Origin of the sequence: Haloferax namakaokahaiae (genome assembly GCF_042663225.1) — an archaeon.
Taxonomy (GTDB): Archaea; Halobacteriota; Halobacteria; order Halobacteriales; family Haloferacaceae; genus Haloferax; species Haloferax namakaokahaiae.
This window is the reverse complement of record NZ_JBHTAA010000001.1, coordinates 269,836-290,568: the sequence shown is the minus strand read 5'-3', so window position 1 is coordinate 290,568 and position 20,733 is coordinate 269,836. Positions and strand designations below refer to the sequence as shown.

At 61.7% G+C, this 20,733-nt stretch carries 23 protein-coding genes and 1 pseudogene; 14 read left to right on the top strand and 10 right to left on the bottom strand.

Annotated features, from left to right (window positions below; genetic code table 11):
• Positions 1–56 precede the first annotated feature (56 nt).
• From ACFQJC_RS01585 to ACFQJC_RS01545, 9 genes and pseudogenes are all read left to right on the top strand, one after another.
• Entirely contained in the window at positions 57–1,196 is a 1,140-nt protein-coding gene (locus ACFQJC_RS01585) for a DUF4397 domain-containing protein (protein ID WP_390221493.1), read from the top strand.
• A 275-nt stretch (positions 1,197–1,471) separates the two neighbouring features.
• Positions 1,472–2,380, top strand: coding sequence for a DUF4397 domain-containing protein (locus ACFQJC_RS01580; protein ID WP_390221492.1), 909 nt, complete (start codon positions 1,472–1,474; stop codon positions 2,378–2,380).
• A gap of 333 nt (positions 2,381–2,713) precedes the next feature.
• Complete coding sequence (locus tag ACFQJC_RS01575; RefSeq protein WP_390221491.1) at positions 2,714–3,391, top strand: DUF4382 domain-containing protein; 678 nt, start codon at positions 2,714–2,716, stop codon at positions 3,389–3,391.
• A 273-nt stretch (positions 3,392–3,664) separates the two neighbouring features.
• A complete protein-coding gene (locus ACFQJC_RS01570) occupies positions 3,665–4,630 on the top strand; it encodes a beta-ribofuranosylaminobenzene 5'-phosphate synthase family protein (protein ID WP_390221490.1) in 966 nt (321 codons plus the stop codon).
• Between the two features lie 78 nt (positions 4,631–4,708).
• Positions 4,709–5,545, top strand: a complete 837-nt coding sequence (locus ACFQJC_RS01565; protein WP_390221489.1) for an RAD55 family ATPase — start codon at positions 4,709–4,711, stop codon at positions 5,543–5,545.
• 85 nt (positions 5,546–5,630) lie between these two features.
• Positions 5,631–6,506: a hypothetical protein gene (locus ACFQJC_RS01560; protein ID WP_390221488.1), complete on the top strand. Its 876-nt coding sequence runs from the start codon at positions 5,631–5,633 to the stop codon at positions 6,504–6,506.
• A gap of 1 nt (position 6,507) precedes the next feature.
• A pseudogene (locus ACFQJC_RS01555) lies at positions 6,508–6,894 on the top strand (DUF8135 domain-containing protein); the annotation flags it as partial.
• Positions 6,895–6,929: 35 nt separating this feature from the next.
• Positions 6,930–7,259 (top strand): transcription factor S, encoded by a 330-nt coding sequence (locus ACFQJC_RS01550; RefSeq protein ID WP_390221487.1) that lies wholly within the window; start codon positions 6,930–6,932, stop codon positions 7,257–7,259.
• Between the two features lie 48 nt (positions 7,260–7,307).
• Positions 7,308–7,742, top strand: coding sequence for an NUDIX domain-containing protein (locus ACFQJC_RS01545; RefSeq protein WP_390221486.1), 435 nt, complete (start codon positions 7,308–7,310; stop codon positions 7,740–7,742).
• 121 nt (positions 7,743–7,863) lie between these two features.
• On the opposite strand, the gene ACFQJC_RS01540 is transcribed toward ACFQJC_RS01545, so the two are convergent.
• Positions 7,864–8,610: a hypothetical protein gene (locus ACFQJC_RS01540; RefSeq protein ID WP_390221485.1), complete on the bottom strand. Its 747-nt coding sequence runs from the start codon at positions 8,608–8,610 to the stop codon at positions 7,864–7,866.
• Positions 8,611–8,713: 103 nt separating this feature from the next.
• Positions 8,714–9,325: an alpha/beta hydrolase gene (locus tag ACFQJC_RS01535; RefSeq protein WP_390221484.1), complete on the bottom strand. Its 612-nt coding sequence runs from the start codon at positions 9,323–9,325 to the stop codon at positions 8,714–8,716.
• A 53-nt stretch (positions 9,326–9,378) separates the two neighbouring features.
• On the opposite strand from ACFQJC_RS01535, the gene ACFQJC_RS01530 reads away from it, so the two are divergent.
• Positions 9,379–10,191 (top strand): PspA/IM30 family protein, encoded by an 813-nt coding sequence (locus ACFQJC_RS01530; protein ID WP_390221483.1) that lies wholly within the window; start codon positions 9,379–9,381, stop codon positions 10,189–10,191.
• A gap of 79 nt (positions 10,192–10,270) precedes the next feature.
• A complete protein-coding gene (locus ACFQJC_RS01525; RefSeq protein WP_390221482.1) occupies positions 10,271–11,404 on the top strand; it encodes a DUF7972 family membrane protein in 1,134 nt (377 codons plus the stop codon).
• Here ACFQJC_RS01525 and ACFQJC_RS01520 read toward each other — a convergent pair.
• The 5 genes from ACFQJC_RS01520 to ACFQJC_RS01500 form a co-directional block, all read right to left on the bottom strand.
• Positions 11,401–12,438, bottom strand: a complete 1,038-nt coding sequence (locus tag ACFQJC_RS01520; RefSeq protein ID WP_390221481.1) for a dipeptide epimerase — start codon at positions 12,436–12,438, stop codon at positions 11,401–11,403. The genes ACFQJC_RS01525 and ACFQJC_RS01520 overlap by 4 nt on opposite strands.
• A complete protein-coding gene (locus tag ACFQJC_RS01515) occupies positions 12,438–13,463 on the bottom strand; it encodes a DUF1611 domain-containing protein (RefSeq protein WP_390221480.1) in 1,026 nt (341 codons plus the stop codon). Before ACFQJC_RS01515 ends, ACFQJC_RS01520 begins: the two co-directional genes overlap by 1 nt.
• A 70-nt stretch (positions 13,464–13,533) precedes the next feature.
• Complete coding sequence (locus tag ACFQJC_RS01510) at positions 13,534–14,430, bottom strand: Vms1/Ankzf1 family peptidyl-tRNA hydrolase (protein WP_390221479.1); 897 nt, start codon at positions 14,428–14,430, stop codon at positions 13,534–13,536.
• Between the two features lie 105 nt (positions 14,431–14,535).
• Positions 14,536–15,771 carry a Tm-1-like ATP-binding domain-containing protein gene (locus ACFQJC_RS01505; protein WP_390221478.1) on the bottom strand — a complete coding sequence of 412 codons (1,236 nt, stop codon included), beginning with the start codon at positions 15,769–15,771 and terminating at the stop codon, positions 14,536–14,538.
• 25 nt (positions 15,772–15,796) lie between these two features.
• Positions 15,797–16,630: a phosphoenolpyruvate hydrolase family protein gene (locus ACFQJC_RS01500; protein ID WP_390221477.1), complete on the bottom strand. Its 834-nt coding sequence runs from the start codon at positions 16,628–16,630 to the stop codon at positions 15,797–15,799.
• Between the two features lie 137 nt (positions 16,631–16,767).
• On the opposite strand from ACFQJC_RS01500, the gene ACFQJC_RS01495 reads away from it, so the two are divergent.
• On the top strand, positions 16,768–17,178 hold the full coding sequence (locus ACFQJC_RS01495) for a cupin domain-containing protein (protein ID WP_390221476.1): 411 nt from the start codon (positions 16,768–16,770) through the stop codon (positions 17,176–17,178).
• Positions 17,179–17,199: 21 nt separating this feature from the next.
• Here the strand turns inward: ACFQJC_RS01495 and ACFQJC_RS01490 are convergent, their stop codons facing one another.
• From ACFQJC_RS01490 to ACFQJC_RS01480, 3 genes are all read right to left on the bottom strand, one after another.
• Positions 17,200–17,547, bottom strand: coding sequence for a DUF5802 family protein (locus ACFQJC_RS01490; protein ID WP_390221475.1), 348 nt, complete (start codon positions 17,545–17,547; stop codon positions 17,200–17,202).
• 134 nt (positions 17,548–17,681) lie between these two features.
• Positions 17,682–17,984, bottom strand: coding sequence for a hypothetical protein (locus tag ACFQJC_RS01485; RefSeq protein WP_390221474.1), 303 nt, complete (start codon positions 17,982–17,984; stop codon positions 17,682–17,684).
• Positions 17,974–19,014 carry a zinc-binding dehydrogenase gene (locus ACFQJC_RS01480; RefSeq protein ID WP_390222321.1) on the bottom strand — a complete coding sequence of 347 codons (1,041 nt, stop codon included), beginning with the start codon at positions 19,012–19,014 and terminating at the stop codon, positions 17,974–17,976. Before ACFQJC_RS01480 ends, ACFQJC_RS01485 begins: the two co-directional genes overlap by 11 nt.
• A 244-nt stretch (positions 19,015–19,258) precedes the next feature.
• Between ACFQJC_RS01480 and ACFQJC_RS01475 the strand changes: the two genes are divergently transcribed.
• Both ACFQJC_RS01475 and ACFQJC_RS01470 read left to right on the top strand, forming a co-directional pair.
• Positions 19,259–20,050, top strand: a complete 792-nt coding sequence (locus tag ACFQJC_RS01475; protein ID WP_465261287.1) for a helix-turn-helix transcriptional regulator — start codon at positions 19,259–19,261, stop codon at positions 20,048–20,050.
• A gap of 57 nt (positions 20,051–20,107) precedes the next feature.
• The gene (locus ACFQJC_RS01470; RefSeq protein ID WP_390221472.1) at positions 20,108–20,704 is read left to right on the top strand and encodes a MogA/MoaB family molybdenum cofactor biosynthesis protein; all 597 of its coding nucleotides are present in this window, start codon (positions 20,108–20,110) and stop codon (positions 20,702–20,704) included.
• The last annotated feature ends 29 nt before the right edge of the window (positions 20,705–20,733 follow it).

The window sequence follows — 20,733 nt, the reverse complement described above, 5'->3', positions numbered from 1 at the left end:
TAGTCGAAATGTATGAAATAAACTTATGATGGTACAACACGTCATACGGATTGCACATGAGTTCAATCACTCGACGCACCATCCTGAAGGGTCTCGGTGCAGGCGGGGTCCTCCTAGCGGGCGGTGCGAGCATCGTCGCAACACAGACAGACGAAGAATCCGAGGATACGGCGCTGTTCCGTGTCGGTCACTTCTCGCCCGATACGCCTGCGGTCACCGTCCTCGTCGATGGCGAACCGTTCCCCGAGTTGCAGGGCGTCCCGTACGGAACCCTCTCTGGGTACTTCGAGGTGCCCGCGGACACGTACAACATCCAAGTCGTCACCGCGACTGGCGAGGCCTCTACCCCGAGCGATTCGACCGGTACCTCGACCGCGACTGCGACGACCGAGACGCCGATGAACGAATCGGGGACCTCGATGAACGAGTCCGACACGTCGATGAACGAGTCGGATACGTCCATGAACCAGACCGGGACGGCCACGAGCACCGCGACCGCGACAGCGACTGGCACGGCCACGGCGAGCGACGGCACGACGACGACCGCAGTGAGCGAGGAATCGGTCGTTCTCATCGACGAGGACGTGACCTTCGATACGGGCGTCAACTACACCATCGCCGCGATAGACGAGTTCGAGAGCATCGAACCGGTCGTCCTCGAAGACGAGATAGAGACGTCGGACGACGCGGACGAAATCGACGCCGAGATTCGCGTCGCTCACTTCGCACCCGACGCGCCCGAGGTTGACGTCGCGGTCGTTGACGGTCCCAACGTCTTGACCGAACTCGCGTACGGCGAGGTCTCCGATTACGAAACCGTCGAAGGCGGAACGTACGACCTGGAAATCGTCACCTCGCAAGGCATTGACCAGGTCCTCGAACTGCCGGGCGTCGAACTCGTCCCCGGCGACGTGTACTCGGCGTTCGCTATCGGCTACGTCGAGACCGAAGGGCCGGGATTCGAAGTCCTCCTGTCGAACGACACCGAGGCGGCCGCGATGGCGCAATCGACGACGGGCGAAGGAACGACGACCACCACAAACGGAACCACCACCGGCAACGAAACGACGACGGAAGAAGGAACGACCACCGAAGAAGGGACAACGACCGAGGAAGGTACCACGACGGAAGAAGGAACGACCACTGAAGAGGGAACCACGACCGAGGGGACGACTACGACCACGACCACCTCGTAACGCACTCGGTCGATTTCCCGGCGGTTTTTTCTCACGAAGGCGCAGGCTCCGACTCACGCTGAGGCGAGCGATTGCCGTGTGTCGAACATCGCTCACAGACGAGTCCGTCTGACATTCGAGGCTTAGTCGTCCCCGAACTACCTTGCTACAAGAGGCGCAGAGAGCCGAGTTTCTGACCGTCAGACGGGCCAGAAACTCATCGATGCGTTACTTTATATCTCTACAATTTCTCTGAAATAAGCTTATAGCGAACCAACACGTCATTCCATTTGCAGATGAGCCAACTATCGCGGCGTACGATACTGAAGACAATCGGTGGCGGGAGTCTCCTGCTCGCCGGAGGCGTCAACGTTGCCGGCGCACAGATGGGCGACCAAGAGGAGACGGCACTCTTCCGGGTAGGGCACTTCTCGCCGGACACACCGGTCGTGAACGTACTGATAGACGACGAACCGTTCCCAGAGCTACAGGGTGTCCCGTACGGTGCGCTCTCGCAGTATTTCGTCGTCCCTGCGGACACGTACAACGTCAAGGTCGTACTCGCCGGTGAGATGATAGAAGGGGAGACACCGACGGACAACGAAACGTCAACCGACACCGGGACGACGGCCACCGAGACGGAAACGATGGGCAACGAGTCCGAGACGGGGACGACCGAGACGACGACGGAGGTCGATGAAGACCTCGTCGCTATCGACGAAGACCTCACGCTCGATGCGGGGTCCGCTTACACGATTGTCGCGGCGGACGAACTCGACAACATCAGCGCCGTCGTCCTCGAAGACGACGAGGAACCCGCCTCCGACTCACAAGCCAAAGTCCGATTCGGCCACTTCTCCTCGGACGCGCCCGCCGTCGATATCACCCGCGCCAACGGAGACGACCTCGTCTCGAACCTCGAATTCGGCGAGGTGTCTAGCTACGAAGTCCTCGACGCAGGCGTCTACAGCATCGACATCGACGACGCACAGACCCAAGAAGTAGTCGCGGGACTCAGCGACGTCGAACTGGAGGGCGACCAAGTCTACTCGGTGTTCGTCATCGGCTACGTGGCCCCACAGGGTCCGGAACTTCCCGGACTCAGCGTCCTGAACTCGAACGACACGCTCGCCCAACGGATGGCCAGAGAGGAGACGACGACCGAAACGCCGAGTGGGAACGAGACGACGACGACGGCCGGCTAACTGTCGAGCGTCGATACGAAATCCACTCTCGACGCGAATTTTTCTACTGGTTGCATGGATCGAGAACAGCGGTCGCTATTGCTGGTCGTTCGCGCGGATGACCGCCCATCGCTGGTTCACCACCACTTTCGGCGAGCCGCTCGAACACCGCCGATATCCCCGCGAAAATCGGTGCAAATCGGCGCAAACGTATCGAAATCCACGTCCAGCGACCGTAATTCGGTGCCCCGATTTCCCCCATTGAATAACCCGCCGACCACAGCGCCGAGTGCAGCGAAACGGAATCACGCGACTGCCGATTCGGTCGGCGCTTGCGAACCTACACACATCACAATGACGAAGAAGCTCAATCGACGAACGCTCGTGAAGCGTGTCGCTGGAATCGCCGCAGCAAGTACGGTGGCCACTGCCGGGTGTATGGGCACGGCCTCCGCAGAGACGGGCACACTGGCAACGCACGTGAGCGACAAGCCCGGAGACATCGCAGACTTCGAGTCGTGTCTCGTCACCATCTCGACTGTCCGCGTGAAACCCGCCGACGGGGAGGCGAAATCTCTCGACGCGGACGAGACCGAACTCGACCTCGTGAACCTCCAAGGTGACGCCTCTGCGCTCGTCTCTACCTTCGAACTTGAGACGGGAACCTACGAGTACCTCCAGGTCGAGGTGAGCGAGACAGACGCGACGCTCACCGATGGTTCCGAGGCGACTGTCGAAGTCCCCGGGTCGGCACCGCTGAAGTTCGAGAAGGAGTTCGAAATTCGCGCCGACCAGACCACGTCGTTCACGGCAGACTTCACGCCCGTGAAGGCCGGTGGCTCGGGGAAGTACGTCCTCCAACCAGTCGCCGAGGAGGTGACGGTGACCTACGAATCGAGCGAAGAACAGTCTGAATCGACGGATTCGGAAGGAAACGGTTCGACCGAAGAGACGGCAACCGACTCGGAGACAGAGACAGAGACAGAGACGACGACGACGACTGAGTCGAACACGACCACGACGGCCGAATAACGGCCGTTCACACGCTCCATCGCGGACTTCCCACACACTGAGTCCGTTCATTCGCTACCCCAAGGCTGGCACTCTGGCCCCGCGACACCCCCGCCGTCCTCCGTCTCCCACCCTCCACCTTTCCACTCTCCCTGTCTGCCCCGTCTTCTTCCCCCTGTCGCGTTCGCCCTCCGCCCCAACTTCGGTCTCCTCTCCCTCCTGAGCACCGAAAATAGTGGCCCGAATTGCCATTGCCGTAACTCGCTTTATCACACCTCTCCGAGGTGAGATGACATGGTTCGGGTCTCGGTCGGCGCACGACTCCACTTCGGCTTTTGCAACTTGAGCCTCGCCCGCGACCGCCTCTACGGCGGGGTGGGCGTCGCGCTCGACGAGCCGCGGGTGGTCGTCACCGCCGAACCCGCCGACGAAGTTCGATGCCGTCACCCCGCGGCCAAAGAGTACGCCGACCGAGCAGTCGCGCTCCTCGACGTCCCCGGCGCGGCGGTGTCCGTCGAGCGCTCGCTGCCGCGACACGCCGGACTCGGAAGCGGGACGCAACTCGCCTTGGCCGTCCTTCGCGCGGTTGCCACGGCGACCGAAACGCCCGCCGAAATTCGCTCGCTCGCGCCAGAACTCGGCCGCGGCGGGCGTTCGGGAATCGGGGTTGCGACGTTCGAATCCGGTGGTGCGCTGTTGGACGCAGGCCACCCGACGACGCGCTTTACCACCGACCGGCCGGCAATCGGGTCGTGGACGGTCCCACCCGTGGTCGCCCGACACGAGATTCCCGACCACTGGCGATTCCTGTTGGTCGTCCCCGACGCAGACCCCGGACGGAGCGGTGCTGCGGAAGACGAGAGCATGCGGAGCGTCGTCGAGCGCGCCGACGCGACGACGAGCGACCGCATCTCTGGAATCGTGACGCAGAAGCTCTTGCCTGCACTCGCAGAAGGGTCGGCCGAGCGGTTTGGCGAAGCGGTGGAGACCATCGGTCGTCTGAACGGAACGTGGTACGCAGACGAACAGGGCGGCGTCTATCGGCCGCCGGTGGGCGAACTCGTCTCGTCGCTCACAGAGTCGCCCGCGGTGTACGGAACTGGCCAGTCGTCGTGGGGACCGGCGGTGTACGGCGTGACCGACGCCGACCACGTCGGTGCCGCTCTCGACGCGGGTAACGCCGCGCTCGACGACGCTGGCATCGAAGGAACCGTCACCGTCGCCGAAGGCCGAAACGTCGGCGCGAGCGCCATTCGCTAACGGTGCCGTTCGGGTGCTGGAGTGAAGTCGGGTCTCGTCCCCGAAACGACTAACCCACGAGATTGTGAGGGTAGGGACATGGACCACATCCCCTTAGGGGTCTCCCAACTCGACGCAATCATCGGCGGTGGCGTCCCGTCGGGGAACGTCGTCCTCCTCGCGGGGGAGTCTGGGGCAGGCGCACGCGAATTCTGTTACACGAGCGTGATGATGAACGCGCTCGTCAACGCCGACGAGGAGTTGTTCGACCTCCACTACGGACAACTCGGGTCGTCGGCGACGCCGCCACCCGAGATACATTACATCTCCTTTACCGCGGGCGAGTCGTACCTTCGCCGCGAAATCTCCTACACGATGGACGAAGAAGTGGTCGAGACGGCGGGCGACCACGTCCACTTTCACGACCTCTCGGCCGAGTACTTTCAACTGAGTCCGATTCCCCGAGAGTGGTATCTCGGCGAAGCGACCCGACTCCAGGACCTCGGGGAGCGACACAACCGTGAGTCGCTGATGAACGCCCTCGGAGACACGCTCAGCGAGCACGCACCGGGGAATCTCGTCGTCATCGACTCGCTGACCGACCTCGTAGCGAGCATCTCCGAGGAGATGTCGTGGGCGGATATCTCGATGCTCGTCAAAGGACTGGGCAAAGCAGTCCACGAGTGGGGTGGACTCGTTCTCGTGCACGTGAGCACGGAGGCGCTCTCGGAGACGGAACTCGGCGTCCTCAAAGGCGCGACAGATGGCACCCTCCTGTTCGATTGGGAGAGCGGCGGGTCGAAACGCGCGCGGACGATGGTCGTCCAAGAGTTCCGCGGCGTCCTCTCGCAACTGGAGAGCGAGAACATCATCCAATTCGAGACGGAGATAAACGAGAGCGGTCTCGACGTGAGCGACGTTCGGAAGATTCGGTGACGCCTTCGGTCGCTTCTCGGCGAGTGTGCGGGTTGGTTGACAGTCAGCAATAATTCTTAACCCTTGGCATACAAACGGGAGGTAGATGGCAGTGGACACTGGAGGGTCGCTCCCGGACGACCTCCGCGAATGGCTCGATGCGTACGCAGACGAGACGGGGGAGGACGCAGACGCCATTCTCGCGCGAGCAGTCGGACTGTACCGACTGACGGTGAGCGAAACAGCAGGGGAGGGGGATGTAGCATCGTTGGCGGACCGACTCGACGCGCTCGAATCGGAACTCTCGGAAGCCGAATCCGAGTTCGACGACAAGATAGACGACGTTCGGATGCGGGTCGTCCAGGTCAAACGCGAGGCGGACGATAAGGCACCGCGAGAACACACTCACCCGGAACTGACGGCGGATATCGACGATGCGACTCGGACTGTCGAGGCGCTCCGCGAACAGGTCGAACGACTCGACGAGTACGTCGATGGCGGATTCGAGAACTACGAAGAGGTTCTCACCTATCTCGACGAGACGACGACAGACCTCGAAACGAAGTTACAGACGGTCGCCAAGGTGCTCGTCGATCTCCGTGCGCGAACGGTCGATATCGAAGCCGAGGCACTCGAACGCGAGACGCTCGCGGAACTCCTGCGCGTGGCGAACGCCAACAACGACCGCAAAGCGACCTGTGAGTCGTGCGAGACGAAAGTCCACTTGGACCTGCTCGCCGAACCGAGGTGCCCCGCCTGCCGGACCGCCTTCACGGAGTTATCACCCTCGTCTGGCTTCTTCGGTTCTGCGACGCTCCACACCGGACCCCCACCGGCGCTCACGGGAACGGAGAGCGACGACGCAGACGTCGAAGAGATACTCGAAGCCGTCGCCGAGGACGGCGAGGAGGTGGCCGACGAGGTCGAATTTCGCTACCGACGAGAAGAGACGGCGATGACGGACGGAGAGGGCGATGACTGACGACGCTTCGGAGACGAAGCGCGCGCCGCTCTCGGACCTCGCAGGCCGCGTCTCCGACCGAAACGCACAGACAGAGGGCCAGTCGGTGGACGAACTCTTCGAGTCTATCGACGTCGAGGAGTTGGACGAAGACGTGTGGACCGCCTTGGTCGAAGGGGAGAGAGAGGAACCGGCCGTCGGCGTCGATGCCGAGGCGACGCCCATCGAGGAGGACGAATCGGGTGTCGAACACGTCGTCCCGAAGGAGTCCTTTTGCCAGCGCTGTGAGCACTTCGAGGCACCGCCGACGTTCGGGTGCGGCCACGAGGGTACGAGCATCCTCGAAGCCGTCGATAGCGACCACTTCCGGGTTCGAAACTGCCCGATGGTCGAGCGGGACGGCGAGTGATAGCTTCTTTGTGACTCGGGCGGGTAGAAGAGGGTATGCAGTTCTGCGACGACTGCGGAACGATGATGGTCTCCCAAGACGGGTCGATGGTCTGTACCAACGACGACTGCGGAGCCACCGCCGACCGCGACGAAGAACTCGCGGCGACCTTCGTCTCCACCGAAGCCCAGTCAGACGACGAACTCATCGAGACCGAAGAAGGCGCGGCTTTCGAAGGCAAACCGACCGCCAACGACGTGGTGTGTGACGAGTGCGGCCACACGAAAGCGTGGTACACCATCAAGCAAACCGGGTCTGCCGACGAACCGCCGACGCGCTTCTTTAAATGTCAAGAGTGCGGGTTGCGGTGGCGAGAGTACGGGTAATCGACCGAAAGCCCACTCTTTTTCTCCTGTCGCTCTGGAATCAGTTCAATGGACGAATACGCGTACATCGTCAACGTCGATGGTGCAGTCGTCCGCGACGACGAATACCTCCTCATCGAGCGCGGCGCGGACGAAGAACACGCACCGGGAATGTTGGCGTTTCCGGGCGGGAAAGTCGAGACGAGTCCCGGTGAAACGTACTCGTTCGAAGTGACCGCGAGACGCGAACTGAGAGAAGAGGTGGGAATCGAAGTCGGGGAAGTCGAGTACGTCCTGAGCAACACCTTCGAAGCCGACGACGGGACGCCGTGTTTGAATGTCGTCACGCTGTGTGAGTACGAGCGTGGCGAGGCACATCCGCGGGCGTCAGATGAAGTTGCGGCGGTTCACTGGCTGACGGCCGAGGAGATTCGTGAGAGAGATGCGCCGGAGTTTCTCGTAGAGTATGTGGAGCGTTTGGAAGAACACCGGCACGTAAAATGAATCAAGCCGACCGACGACGTCGTGTGTGATGAGTGCGGGCGAATATTCTCACAAACTTGTTCCATGAAAAATGCCCTCCAAAGTCTGATTGTGGTTACTGCGAGAGATTTTTCCAGGACGGTCAATCTTCCTCCACATCAATCCAGGCCTCTTCGAGGTCTAAGTGCGCCAGCCCATAGGACCAGAGGCTCTCAACGTTGTCAACTGGTTCATGAGAATAAAATGGGATCTGTTCAATTACGCTACTACCCCAACCTTCTCCACGTGCATCTGAATAGACCTCTTTCACGTATATTCGCGCCTTCTTGAATTCCGAGTAGTCGAACTTAGAAAGTGCTTGAGTAACTGGAAGTGACTCATTGTCTCCATTTTGGTCTGGATTCGATAGACTGATCTTGAAATCCATAGTCTCCTCCTCTCCCGACCGAAGAACACCAAGTGACGTCGGTTCTTGCTCTGGTACACCGACAATTGTTCCGTACGAAACCAGAGTCTCGCGTCCATCTATTCTCGGGTCAAATTCAAGTTCCAAGCCAATGTCATAGGCTACTCCTGGACCCACATTCTTCACATCGTATGAAACGATGTCCTCTTTCGGCTTAAATCCAGAAATTTCAAACATGAGTTGGGGACGGTGACTTTCCATCATCATCTGGTTTTGGTGCTCCATCAGTCCCTCCTGGTTGTTCATTATCTGTGATTGCTGATGGTATAACCAAACAAGCAATCCAGAAAAGAGGAGTGACCCGGATGCTTCAATCGCACCTGTGTATCCAAGGCCAAAATATTCTGAAAAAGCAATCAGTGCAATGAGACCGACAACTGTCCCCCCAAACACAAACATCACGATACTTCTTCCAAATTCCATACGCAAATCAATCGAATGGAGACATATTAATTATTTTACTCAATACTCGAAGGGATGAAAAACCAGCTCTTCAACTGTATTCTTTCCATGTTTCAAATATTATTCATACATGAGACCCCCCAACATTCACTCGCAAAAACTCCCCAACCTTCTCAGCGACTTTCCCAGTCTGCCCAATGAAGAAGTGGTCCGCCGAGAACTCCACCACTGGCTGGTGGAACTCCCGAGCAACCTCGACGACTGGCTCCCAATTTGCGATGTCGTCACGAGTTCCGTACACCACCTGTACAGGCACGGGAATCCGCTCGAACGCGCCGACAACGTCCAATCCATCGCCAATCGTCGCGGGCGGCGCGAGCGCCGATACGGCCTCAATCTCTGCCCCGTCGGCCGCCGCTAGCAACGCCATCGCACTGCCGAAACTGAACCCGAAGAGGCCGACGCGCTCGTATCGCTCGTTCGCCCACTCGACCGCTCGGAGCGTATCTATCTTCTCGCCGCGGCCTTCGTCCCACGTTCCGTAATCGAATCGCAGACAGTCGATTCCGTGGTCGTTCAATTCGTCGCTGACGGCGACCAGTCGTTCGTCGCCGCGGTGGCCGCGCTGTTGGGGGTGAGGTGGGCAAGCGACGACGATAGTGTTCGACTCGTCGGCGGCGCTGTCGAGCGTTCCGCGAACGTCGCGCGCGCCGGGGACGAGGATTGTATCGGCCATATGGACTGGTTATTCGCGTGAGGTTTTAAGCCGAACGTGAACAAGGTAGTGGTATGGGAATTCTCTCTCGCACGTCGTACGTCATCCGCTCGAAGATAAACGCCCTCCTCAACCGTGCTGAGGACCCGACGGAGACGCTGGACTACTCCTACGAGAAGATGCGCGACGAACTCCAGCAGGTCAAGCAGGGAATCGCGGACCTGACGACACAGAAGAAGCGCCTCGAAATCCAGAAACGGCGACTCGAAGAGAACGTCGAAAAACACAACGACCAGGCCCGAGAGGCCGTCCGGCAGGACCGCGAGGACCTCGCGCGCAAAGCCCTCGAAAAGAAGCAGACCAAGATGAACCAAATCGAGGAACTCGACGGTCAAATTGCGAATCTGCAGGACACCCAGGACTCGCTCGTCCAGAAGAAGGACGAACTCCAGAGCCGTATCGAAGAGTTCCGCACGAAGAAGGAGACGATGAAGGCTCGCTACGAGGCGGCCGAAGCGTCGAGTCGCGTCTCCGAGGCGATGTCGGGCGTCGGCGACGAGATGGCCGACGTTGGCCGGGCGCTCGAACGCGCCGAAGAGCGCACCGACGAGATGGAAGCGCGCTCGGCGGCGATGGACGAACTCATGGACTCCGGTGCGTTCGAAGACGTGATTTCGGACAAGGACTCCATCGAGCGCGAACTCGAAGCGGGGCGGTCGAACTCGGAAGTCGATGCCGAATTGGAGACGCTGAAAGCCGAGATGGGGAAGTCGGAACCCGCCGAGGAATCGGACGCCGACGTCGAGGTTGACGTGGAAGAAGAGGTCGTGGACGAAGAAGTCGAAGCCGAACTTGAAGAACTGAAGAACGAAGAAGAGTCGTCATAATCACGGCGCTGCGACGGACCGACTCGGTGGGTGACCGGTCGTCGTCAGTGCTTTTAGGATTGTCAACGAACTGCCTTTTGTGCCGGATGCAACCGAAACATCGTCGGGTGAGCCGAGCGACAAGATGCGCGAGCGCGGGACGACGAGTCGGCTCAAACTCAGGGTCTACTTACAGGCGAATCGATGGCTCGTCGCCGTCGCGCCGTTGGTCGTCATCTTCTGTTCGATTCTCGCCATCGGGGTGTTCGACCCAACGGCGTTCCCGTCGGGCGTCCAGTCGTCGGACCCGATAGAGACGCTCGGACAGGGGCTTTTGACCTCCATCGTCACGGGCGTCACGCTCGTCGTCACCATCAACCAACTCGTCCTCTCGCAGGAACTCGGTCCGCTGGGCGACCAACGAGACCGGATGGAAGGCGAACTCGACTTCCGAAACACGGTCTCGGAGTTAATCGACGCGCCCGTCGCACCGCCGGAACCATCGGCGTTTCTCCGGTCGCTTACCGAGGCAATCGAGGCGCGGGCAGAGGCGCTCATCGAGGCGGTCGAGGACGAACCCGACTCCGAGACGAAGTCTCGACTCACCACGTTCGCCTCGGAGGTCTCGGAGAACGCCAACGCCGTGTCGGGGCGACTCGAAGGCAAACAGTTCGGGACGTTCGACGTGATTTCGGCGGCACTCGACCTCAACTACTCGTGGAAGCTGTATCAGGCCGCGCGACTGCGGAACACGAGCGACGACGTCTCGGATGCGACGAACGACGCGCTCGCCGCACTCAGCGATGCGTTGAAGCTATTCGGCCCTGCAAGAGAGCACATCAAGACGCTGTACTTCCGGTGGGAGCTCGTGAACCTCTCGCGGTCGATGTTCTACGCGGCACTGCCCGCACTCGTCGTGAGCATCAGTGCGATTCTCTTTCTCGACGATTCGAGCGTCGTCACCGGTTCGACACTCGGCTTCTCGAACCTCCTCATCGTCACCGCCTTCGTCTCCGCGGTGTCGCTCGCGCCGTTCGCAATTCTCGCGGCCTACGTCCTTCGGATAGCGACGGTCGCAAAGCGGACGCTCTCTATCGGGCCGTTCGTGTTGCGGACGGAGACGAGAGAGGACAATCTGGACTGGGAGGGGTCGGATGAGGAGGCGGATAGGTCGAGTGAGGCGGGTGAGTCGAGCGAGTCGAACGAGTCGAACGAGTCGAACGGGTCGGATTAGACCTGTCTCGCGCCCGTTCCCGACCGGTCGAGTGCTTCGAGGTCGATGTCGCCTTCGGGCATCGGCACGCCCTCGTAGGGGTCTTCGGCGAGGAGCAGCGACCCGTCGAGGTCGGCGTAGTCGAGGAGGGGCGCGAGGTGGCACCCGGCGGCGATGGCGGCGTTCGTCTCTATCATACACCCGAGCATGACCTCTAAGCCGTGGACGCGGGCGGCGTGAATCATGCGCTTTGCTTCGACGAGTCCGCCGCACTTCATGAGTTTGAGGTTGGCGATATCGACGCGGTCGGCAATCCGCGGGATATCGGCGGCGGTGATACACGACTCGTCGGCGGCGATGGGGAGCGCAGAACGTTCGTAGACGAACTTGAGGCCCTCGTAATCCTCCGCTGAGACGGGTTGTTCGATGAATTCGACGCCGTAGTCGGCGAGCATCTCGGACTTCGCCACCGCTTCGCGGGGCGTCCACGCCTCGTTCGCATCGACGCGAATCGTCGCCTCGGGCGCTTCGTCGCGGACGGCCTCGATAATCGCCTCGTCGCGGTCGGTTCCGAGCTTGATTTTGAGCACGCTGTACCCCGACTCGACCGCGGCGGCGGCCTTCTCGCGGATGGTGTCGAGGTCGGCCAATCCGATGGTAAAAGACGAGGTGGGCGTTCGCTCGGGGTCGAGTCCCCACAACTTGTAGAGCGGGACGCCGAGGCGTTTCGCCGCGAGGTCGTGAAGGGCGATACTGACGGCGGTTCGCGCGGCGGGATTGCGGCGGACGCGCTCGGCCATGAGGCGCTCGATTTCTTCGAGGGCGTGCGGGTCACCCACCGATTCGACGACCGCCAACAGATCGGGGAGGACGGCTTCGACCGTCGCCGCGGTCTCGCCGTAGTGCGACGACGGGGCGGCCGCGCCGACGCCGATCATGCCGCCCTCGTCTTCGATTCTGACGACGACGTTCTCGGCTTCGGTCATGCTTCCACGGGCGATTTCGAACGGGTCGGCCAACGGCATCGAGATACGCTCGAACGAGGTGGTGAGCATCAGAACACCTCGTCGATGAGGTCGGTCGCGTCGAAGCGAACGGGGTCGATTGCGGGGGCGTCGATGTCGTCACCGTAGGCTTCGACGGCCGCGGCGGCCTCCTCGTCGTCGTCGATGTTCGAGGTGTTGAGCGCGCCCGCGACGATTTCGGCCTCGTGGACGGGGGCGGCGAGGTTCTCGTAGAGCGAGACGTACTCGGAGAGGTCGGGGAGCGAGAACGACTCGTAGCCGTGGATCGCCTCGCGGGTCGATTCGTGGCAGAGGACGAGTTTGTCGGCCATCGCGCCGTGGAGGATGCCGCAGGTGACCGCGGAGTAGGCGGGGTGAACGATGCTGCCTTGGCCTTCCACGAAGAGCACGTCGTACTCGTCGCCCTTCTCCAGAATCATCTCCTCGACTGCGCCGGCAGTGAAGTCGCTGACGACGCGGTCCACGGGATTGCCCCAGCCTGCAATCATGATGCCGGTCTGGCCGGTCGGGATGAACCCGGCGTCGATACCCTGCTCGCGGGCGGCCTCGACGAGTTCGAGCGTCGCGGTCATCTTGCCGACCGAGCAGTCGGTACCGACGGTGAGGACGACTTCGGCGTCCACGTCGGCGCTCTTGCCTTGGGCGACGCCGATATCGTCGTGGGGTTTCCGAACGTCGTTGATGTCGCAACCGTACTCCTCTGCGAGCGTGCTGAACTCCATGTCGTCGTTGAGGAAGTAGTGGAGACCGGCGATGACGTCACAGCCGCGTTCGAGGGCGGTTCGCACGTCTTCGCGCCACGTCTCGTCGAACCCGCCGCCGATGGGGGCGATGCCGACGAGAAGGGCGTCCGCGTCGGGCGCGTCGGCCATCGAGGAGACGATTGGTACGTCGGGGAGGTCTCGGCGGTGGTCGGCGGTGGAGGTGCCGGGTTTGTCGCGGTCGAGAACGGCGACTACGTCGTAGTCGGCGTACTTGAGAACGCCAGTCGCGGTCTTGGCGTGGTCGGGGAATTTCTCGTGTGCGAGGACGACGACTCGTTGTGGGTCGCTCATATAGGGTGCCACGACGTGCCACCCTAAAAACGCGGCCAATTCGGCAGCCGTCCGGTGACGGCGTCGTGCCTCAGAGTCGGTACAGTCGGGTGGTCCAAAACTCGTGGGCGGCCATCTCCAGTGCCTCCCGTGGCTCGCCGCTCGCATCGACCGTCGCGGTCTGTGTCGCCCTGTCTCTGAACTCGCCGAGGACGGTTCGCTCGCCGAGGACGACGAGGTCACCGTCTGCGGCGTGTTCGTCGAGCGCCTCGTGGCAGTCGTCGAGGTGGTCGTCTATCTGTCCCTCGCGGATGCGCTCGAAGCGCGCCTGCGAGAAGCCGCCTTTCGAGTGAGCGGACTTCACGTCGCTCTCGAACCCGGTCTGATAGACGAGTTCGCCGTCCTCGTAGCTGCCGAGGGCGAACAGGTCGGCGCGGACGAGCGCGATTTTCGTCGCCGACTGCGGGAGGAACCAGTCGTCTTCCAGTGCGAAGCCATCGTCCCACGCGTCGAATCCGTCGGGGAGCCTCGGTGGTTCGAGCGCGACACTCACGAGTCCGGCGTCGTCGGTGAGTGCGAGACAGGGCGTCGCGCGGCGAACGAGTTGCGCTCGGTCGCCGAAGGCGTCTTCGACCGACGACGGGAGCGACCGCTCGTTCGGGATGGCAGCTGTCAGCGCGCCTTCGGGCGAGGTTTCGAGCGAGTCGAGTCGGCGGAGAACCTCGCGGAGACGGCCGCCGCGGAGGTCTTCGGTCCCTCGAAAGTCGAGCGCGTCGTCGTCGTCGCCCATTCGTTCGACGCGGTCTTCTAACTCCTCGATGCGGTCTTCGAGGCGGTTGACCTCGACTTCCGCCTCTTGCCTCGCTCGAACTGCGTCTTTGCGGCGCTGGGACTCCCCTTCGAGTCGGCCTTCGAGCGCGTCGCGTTCGTCCTCTAGCTCCGCGATGCGGTCTTTGAGTTCGGCGCGACCCAACAACTCGTCCAACATACGCAGTAGCGTGCAGTCCGGTTACTTGAGCGTTCGGTCCGATGACGGGTCAAAATCGGCCTCGCGTGGGCAGGATTTCGGTGAGCCTCCGGCCGGGATTCGGCGTCAGTCCTCGCCCAACGTTGGCGCGAGTTCGGCCGCCTGCATGTACTCGTGGAGTTGTTGTGCCATGGTCTCGGCGAACGCCTCGTCGTTGATGTCGGTGTCGAGTTCTATCAGTTCGACGTGGTCGTCGATGGTCGCTCTGAGCGCGTCGAAGAGCGCCGCGTCGGCGAAGGGGTCGTGGAAATCCTCGCCTTCGACGTCGAGCATCGAGACGCCGTCGAGCGGGAGTGCGAGCGCCGTCGGTCCCGTGGCGGCGTTGAGTTTCTCGCCGATGATGCGCCCGAGTTCGGCGCACTCGTCTTCGGTCGTTCGCATGAGGGTGACCTGCGGGTTGTGGACGTGGAGGTTGCGGTCGTGGAACTCCGCGGGCACGTCGGCCTTCGCGCCGAAGTTGACCATGTCGAGTGCGCCCACCGAGACGACCTGCGGCGTTCCGGTCGCGCCCGCGGCGTCGAGTCTGTCGGGACCGGCACTGAGGACGCCACCGACGAGTTCGTCGGCCCACTCGGTCGTCGTCACGTCGAGGACGCCGTCGATGACGCCCTGTTCGACGAGGTTCTCCATCGCCTGCCCGCCGGTGCCCGTCGCGTGGAAGACGATGGTCTCGTAGCCTCGGTCTTCCAGATACGCGCGGGCCGTCTTGACACAGGGCGTCGTGACGCCGAACATCGTGATGCCGATGGTCGGGCGGTCTTCGACCTCGACGTCGGGGTCGTTTGCGACCATCCCGACCACCGCGAGCGCCGCGTTCGATATGACGCGCCGCGAGAGTTGATTGAGTCCTTCGATGTCCGCGACGGAGTACAGCATCATGATGTCCCGCGACTCGACGTAGGGGCGGGTGTCGCCGGAGGCCATCGTCGAGACCATCACTTTGGGGACACCGTACGGGAGCGCCCGCATCGCCGCCGTTGCGACCGAGGTGTTTCCGGACCCGCCGAGACCGAGCACGCCGTCGAGATTTCCGTCCTCGTACAGACGGCTGACGACCGCTGCGGCCCCGTCGCCCATCACTTCCATGGCGTGACCGCGGTCACCTCGTTCTCTGAGTTCCGAGAGGGTCGAACCGCCCGCTTCGGCCACCGCGGACGCGGCGGTGTCGGGGTCGAACGCCGGGTCTCCCATCACGCCCGTATCGACGACGTGAACGTCGAGACCCTGCGCGGTCAGGACGTCGCGGGCGAAGCCAATCTCTGCACCTTTCGTATCGAGTGTACCGATGATGATGACGCTCATGGTGAGAGTGCGCGAGGTGTCGCGCTCAGAAATCTATCTCCTTGAACTCCCGCGCCTGGCCTTCGATGGCCTGCTCGGTCGGGAGGCGTTCGATACTCGACGCGCCGAAGAAGCCCACCACGTCGGTGGTGTTGTTGAGGACGTACTCGGCGTCGTCGGGCCAGGCGATTGGGCCGCCGTGACAGATGACGAGCACGTCGTCGTTGACGGATTTCGCGGCGTCACAGTGGGCCTGGACGCGCTCGGCGGCGGCGTCGAGGTCCAAGGACGTCTCGGCTCCGATGTCGCCGGAGGTGGTCAGCCCCATGTGAGAGACGACCACGTCCGCGCCCGCGTCGGCCATGTCGCGGGCCTGTTGTTCCGTGAAGACGTACGGGCAGGTGAGCATGTCCTGTTCGGCCGCCTCACGAATCATCTCGACTTCCTTGTCGTAGCCCATCCCCGTCTCTTCGAGGTTCTGGCGGAACCCGCTGTCCTCGTCGATGAGACCGACCGTGGGGAAGTTCTGGACGCCCGAGAATCCACGGCGCTTGAGGTCGGCGATGAACACGTCCATCTGGCGGAACGGGTCGGTCCCGTTGACACCGGCGAGAACGGGTGTCTCTTCGACCACGGGAAGCACTTCGTGGCCCATCTCCTGGACGATTTCGTTGGCATCGCCGTACGGGAGCAACCCCGCGAGCGACCCGCGGCCACCCATCCGATACCGGCCGGAGTTGTAGATGATGAGCAAATCGACGCCGCCTCGCTCGGCGAACTTGGCCGAGATTCCCGTCCCTGCACCCGCGCCGATGATTGGTTCGCCCGCTTCGACCGTCTCACGAAGCCGCGAGAGCGACTCCTCTCGTGTGAACATCATGTGTGGCCCTAACAAACGTGAAGAATAATTATTAGCTTTCGGGTGACAAGAAGATGAACGATGAGTAGACGGTCTGAAGAAGCGATATTTTGCCGAACCAGGATTAATATCAACACAGAATCAACAATTGTGTGTCAATGACGAACACGAATTACGTCGGTCCCGAGATGGTCGATACGCAGCAGTTCGACTGGGGAACGCTCAAGTGGATGTGCTCGCCCGAGGTGACCGGCGCTGAACGCTTCAGTGCCGGTGTCGTCCAACTCGAACCGGGGAAGGGTCACGAACTCCACACGCATCCCGACAGCGAGGAGATACTGTACGTCGTTCGTGGGCGGGGCGAACAAGAAGTCGCGGGCGACACGAGAGAAATCGCTGCCGGTGAGATGGTGTACATCCCCGCCGGTGTCGAGCACGGAACCGTAAATACGGGCTGGGAGACGCTGACGCTCTTAGCAGTCTACGCACCGCCGGGACCGGAAGAGGTTCTCGCAGAACTCCCGGAGTGTACGATTGTACCGGCGGGCGAGTTGCCGACGCGAGACTAAACCTCGACGGCGCGAAGACGGTCAGGTCGCATCGGGCGTTTCGTACCCGGCGTAGCGGAGGAGTTCGCGGGCGCGGGGGGCGTCGGCGAGGAGGACCGGTCTGTCGTCGGGCAGCGAGCACTCCTCGGCGAGTTCGTACGGGACGGCGAGCGTCCCCGTCGGCACCCCTTCGTTGCCGAGGACGGGGAAGTGTGCACGTTCGAGTTTCATGACGAGCGGTGTGTCGAGTCGGTCTATGCCCTCACCGGTGGCATAGAGGTGCTCGTTCAGGCGTTCGTGCTCACTGCTGTGAATCGCCGCAGTCGTTCCCTCGTAGGGTTCCACGTAGAACCGCCCGAGGTAGTAGCCGCTGGAGAATCGTTCGAACATCGGTTCATGTTAACGTGGGACATGGCCGCGGATAAACCTTACCGGAATTCTTTATAACGAACTGCAATTTGTCCGGTCGAAATTACCAGATGTGAGAGCGAAACGGGAGAACGAGACGGGGAAGAAAACGCCGGTCAGTCGCCGCCGCGGGTCGCCGCGGTCATCGACCAGACGGCGACGAGTCCGAGCAGGACTGCCGGAATCATCGGCAGTGCGAGCATCGCGGCGAGATAGGGCAACCCTGCGAGCGCTGGAAGCGACGGAACGAGGTAAATCGCACCGGGGATGCCGACGAAACAGAGCGCGACGACACCGACGAGTACCCAGCCTCGGGAACCGAAGCCCGTGGCTTCGGGTTCGTTCGCGCCGACGACCGGGTCCGTGTTCCCCGGCCGATGCACGTACGTATCGTCTTGTCCGGTGGTGTCAGAGCTCACTATCGGGGATAACGACCACCTTGCCAAAGCCCTGTCGCTCTTCGATGAGTTCGTGGGCCGTCTGAATCTCGCTCATCGGGAGCGTCTCCCGGATACGAGGTTCGAAGGTGCCGTCCCAGACGAGTTCGAGCGCTTCGTCGGCCTGCCCGGGCGTCGCCATCGTCGAACCGATGACCGAGAGTTGGTTCCAGAAGATGTAGTTGAGACCAGCGCCGGGGTTCGGGCCGGTCGTCGCACCGCAGGTGACCATGCGACCACCCTTGCAGAGGCTCTTGAGCGACTGCTGGTAGGTCGCATCGCCGATGTGGTCTACGACCATATCGACGCCGCGGCCGTCGGTGAGTTTGTAAATCTCCTTCGAGAAGTCGTCTTCCTCGTAGTTGATGACGTGGTCGGCGCCGCACTCGCGGGCGTACTCCAGTTTCTCGTCGGTCGAGGCCGTCGCGTACACTTCCGCGCCGGCGTAGTCGGCGATTTGAACGGCGGCGTGGCCGACACCGCCGGACGCACCGAGGACGAGCACTTTCTCACCGGCGGTGAGGTCTCCGCGCTCGATGAGCATGCGCCACGCCGTCTGGAAGACGAGCGAGGCGGAGCCTGCGATTTCCCACGGCACGTCGTCGGGGACGGGCACGAGGTTCTCCTCGGGGATGGCCGCGAACTCGGCGTGGACGCCGCGGGTGTGCTCGCCGATGATTCGATAGTCGGGCGCGAGCGTCATATCGCCCTTGCGCGAGAACTCGTCGCCGCCGTCTGCGACACCCGCGATGAGCGCGACGTGGTCGCCTTCCTCGAATCGCGTGACTCGCTCGCCAACGTCGGTGACGACGCCGGCCATGTCGCTGCCGGGGATGTGTGGCATCTCCAGTTCGACGCCCGGAAGCCCGCGCCGCGTCCAGATGTCGAGGTGATTGAGCGATGCGGCCTTCACATCGACGAGGACTTCTTCTGGCCCGACTTCGGGGTCTGGGAAGTCACCATATTCGAGAACGTCTCTGTCACCGTGTTCTGCGAGTTGGACCGCTTTCATCTCGTCTCCACCCATGTAACCTCACGATAAAAGTGTAGGTTTACGCCAATCGTATTACCTCTTTTTCGACAAGTGACGAACCCGGGGCAAGAATCGTTCATGAACGGCTCAAGACGGACCTAACTGGAAAGGTACATTCAATAGGCAGTATTGTGTAATTTTGTACGAAACTGACTGGGCTACACGCCACCAATGCACATGGTATGGCGTGTATAAATACGATAAAAGTTTCTTCGAAGAATACATGAATGATACACCAGAGGCCCAAGAAGCATTTCGACTATTAGCCCAACGTTCAGCGTTCTTGCGCGTTCTTTCAGATTCGCCCCGTGACAAACGAGCACTCGCCGAAGATCTCAATATCTCACGGTCAACTGTTGACCGCGCGCTACGCGAACTCATGAGTGCACAGTTCGTTACATATCAAGACCATACGTACGAACTCACACTCACGGGGAAGTGCGCGCTGAGCGTGTACTCCGAGTTCGAAGAGAAAATCGAGGGAGTGATAGGCGCCCAACCGTTGCTCTCGATGCTTCCGGCGGACGCGTCGATCGACCCACTGTTCTTAGCGGACGCGGAGATACACACCTCGTCCCCGGAGATTCCAGACAGCGTCATCAACGAGTTGTTCGAGAGCATCGAGCACTCGGACGAACTGTACGGAATCGCACCCGTCGCTATCGTCGGGCAATTAGAGGCGTTCTACGACGCTGCGACCGCAGGCGGGACCCAAGTCGAGATGATAATCGACGAACAGCTGTTCGAACGCTTACTCCAGGCACCGGACTCTCGACAGGTGATGGTCGAAAGTGTCCGCCGGGAGCGTACCAACATCTACACCGCTTCGATTCCATTCGGCTACGGTCTCTGGGCGGGCGACGACGAAGCGGGCGTCGTCGTGTACACCGACACCGGCATCGGTGGAATCGCGCTCAACGACTCCGATAAGGCTATTTCGTGGGCAAAGTCGATGTTCGATGCCCTCAACGAAGATGCGACGTTGATGACGCTCTCCGATATCGGCGAAGCGTAGCCCCACGAGTCGTAGCCCGGCACCGAAGTTTTATCGACCGCGTTCGAACCCTCGGTAATGAGCGACCACGAGGGCCACGAGGGCCACGACCACGGCGTCCACTCCGAGGAAGGTGACGGTCATCACGACCACGACCACGACCATTCGAACCATCACGAACACCACCATCACGACTTCGAAGACCTCTCTGCGGCAGTGCTGACCATCTCTTCGACGCGAACGACCGACCACGACCCGGCGGGCGACGCCATCGTCGCCGCTCTCCACGACGAGGGTCACTCGGTCGGCGTCCGGCGCGTCGTCGGCGACGACTACGACGAGATACAGTCGGTCGTCTCCCGCATGGGCGAACGCGGCGATATCGACATCACGGTCACGACCGGTGGAACCGGCGTCACCCCCGACGACGTGACCGTCGAGGCAGTCGAACGCCTGTTCGACAAGACGCTTCCCGGGTTCGGCGAACTCTTTCGACGACTGTCGTTCGACGAAATCGGCACGCGCGTCGTCGGCACCCGCGCCACTGCCGGCATCGTAGACGAGACGCCCACGTTCTGTCTCCCCGGAAGCGAGAACGCCGCCCGGTTGGGTGCCGAGTCGATAATCGTCCCCGAGGCACCGCATCTCGCGGGACTCGCTCGACGCGACGAGTGAGAGACTCGACTACGCCTCGATTGAACCGC

Excerpts from the sequence above, each read along its gene's own strand:
- ACFQJC_RS01585 (WP_390221493.1), top strand. The coding sequence starts at position 57 with ATGAGTTCAATCACTCGACGCACCATCCTGAAGGGTCTCGGTGCAGGC.
- ACFQJC_RS01580 (WP_390221492.1), top strand. The coding sequence starts at position 1,472 with ATGAGCCAACTATCGCGGCGTACGATACTGAAGACAATCGGTGGCGGG.
- ACFQJC_RS01575 (WP_390221491.1), top strand. The coding sequence starts at position 2,714 with ATGACGAAGAAGCTCAATCGACGAACGCTCGTGAAGCGTGTCGCTGGA.
- ACFQJC_RS01570 (WP_390221490.1), top strand. The coding sequence starts at position 3,665 with ATGGTTCGGGTCTCGGTCGGCGCACGACTCCACTTCGGCTTTTGCAAC.
- ACFQJC_RS01565 (WP_390221489.1), top strand. The coding sequence starts at position 4,709 with ATGGACCACATCCCCTTAGGGGTCTCCCAACTCGACGCAATCATCGGC.
- ACFQJC_RS01560 (WP_390221488.1), top strand. The coding sequence starts at position 5,631 with ATGGCAGTGGACACTGGAGGGTCGCTCCCGGACGACCTCCGCGAATGG.
- ACFQJC_RS01550 (WP_390221487.1), top strand. The coding sequence starts at position 6,930 with ATGCAGTTCTGCGACGACTGCGGAACGATGATGGTCTCCCAAGACGGG.
- ACFQJC_RS01545 (WP_390221486.1), top strand. The coding sequence starts at position 7,308 with ATGGACGAATACGCGTACATCGTCAACGTCGATGGTGCAGTCGTCCGC.
- ACFQJC_RS01540 (WP_390221485.1), bottom strand. The coding sequence starts at position 8,610 with ATGGAATTTGGAAGAAGTATCGTGATGTTTGTGTTTGGGGGGACAGTT.
- ACFQJC_RS01535 (WP_390221484.1), bottom strand. The coding sequence starts at position 9,325 with ATGGCCGATACAATCCTCGTCCCCGGCGCGCGCGACGTTCGCGGAACG.
- ACFQJC_RS01530 (WP_390221483.1), top strand. The coding sequence starts at position 9,379 with ATGGGAATTCTCTCTCGCACGTCGTACGTCATCCGCTCGAAGATAAAC.
- ACFQJC_RS01520 (WP_390221481.1), bottom strand. The coding sequence starts at position 12,438 with ATGCTCACCACCTCGTTCGAGCGTATCTCGATGCCGTTGGCCGACCCG.
- ACFQJC_RS01515 (WP_390221480.1), bottom strand. The coding sequence starts at position 13,463 with ATGAGCGACCCACAACGAGTCGTCGTCCTCGCACACGAGAAATTCCCC.
- ACFQJC_RS01510 (WP_390221479.1), bottom strand. The coding sequence starts at position 14,430 with ATGTTGGACGAGTTGTTGGGTCGCGCCGAACTCAAAGACCGCATCGCG.
- ACFQJC_RS01505 (WP_390221478.1), bottom strand. The coding sequence starts at position 15,771 with ATGAGCGTCATCATCATCGGTACACTCGATACGAAAGGTGCAGAGATT.
- ACFQJC_RS01500 (WP_390221477.1), bottom strand. The coding sequence starts at position 16,630 with ATGATGTTCACACGAGAGGAGTCGCTCTCGCGGCTTCGTGAGACGGTC.
- ACFQJC_RS01495 (WP_390221476.1), top strand. The coding sequence starts at position 16,768 with ATGACGAACACGAATTACGTCGGTCCCGAGATGGTCGATACGCAGCAG.
- ACFQJC_RS01490 (WP_390221475.1), bottom strand. The coding sequence starts at position 17,547 with ATGTTCGAACGATTCTCCAGCGGCTACTACCTCGGGCGGTTCTACGTG.
- ACFQJC_RS01480 (WP_390222321.1), bottom strand. The coding sequence starts at position 19,014 with ATGAAAGCGGTCCAACTCGCAGAACACGGTGACAGAGACGTTCTCGAA.
- ACFQJC_RS01475 (WP_465261287.1), top strand. The coding sequence starts at position 19,259 with ATGAATGATACACCAGAGGCCCAAGAAGCATTTCGACTATTAGCCCAA.
- ACFQJC_RS01470 (WP_390221472.1), top strand. The coding sequence starts at position 20,108 with ATGAGCGACCACGAGGGCCACGAGGGCCACGACCACGGCGTCCACTCC.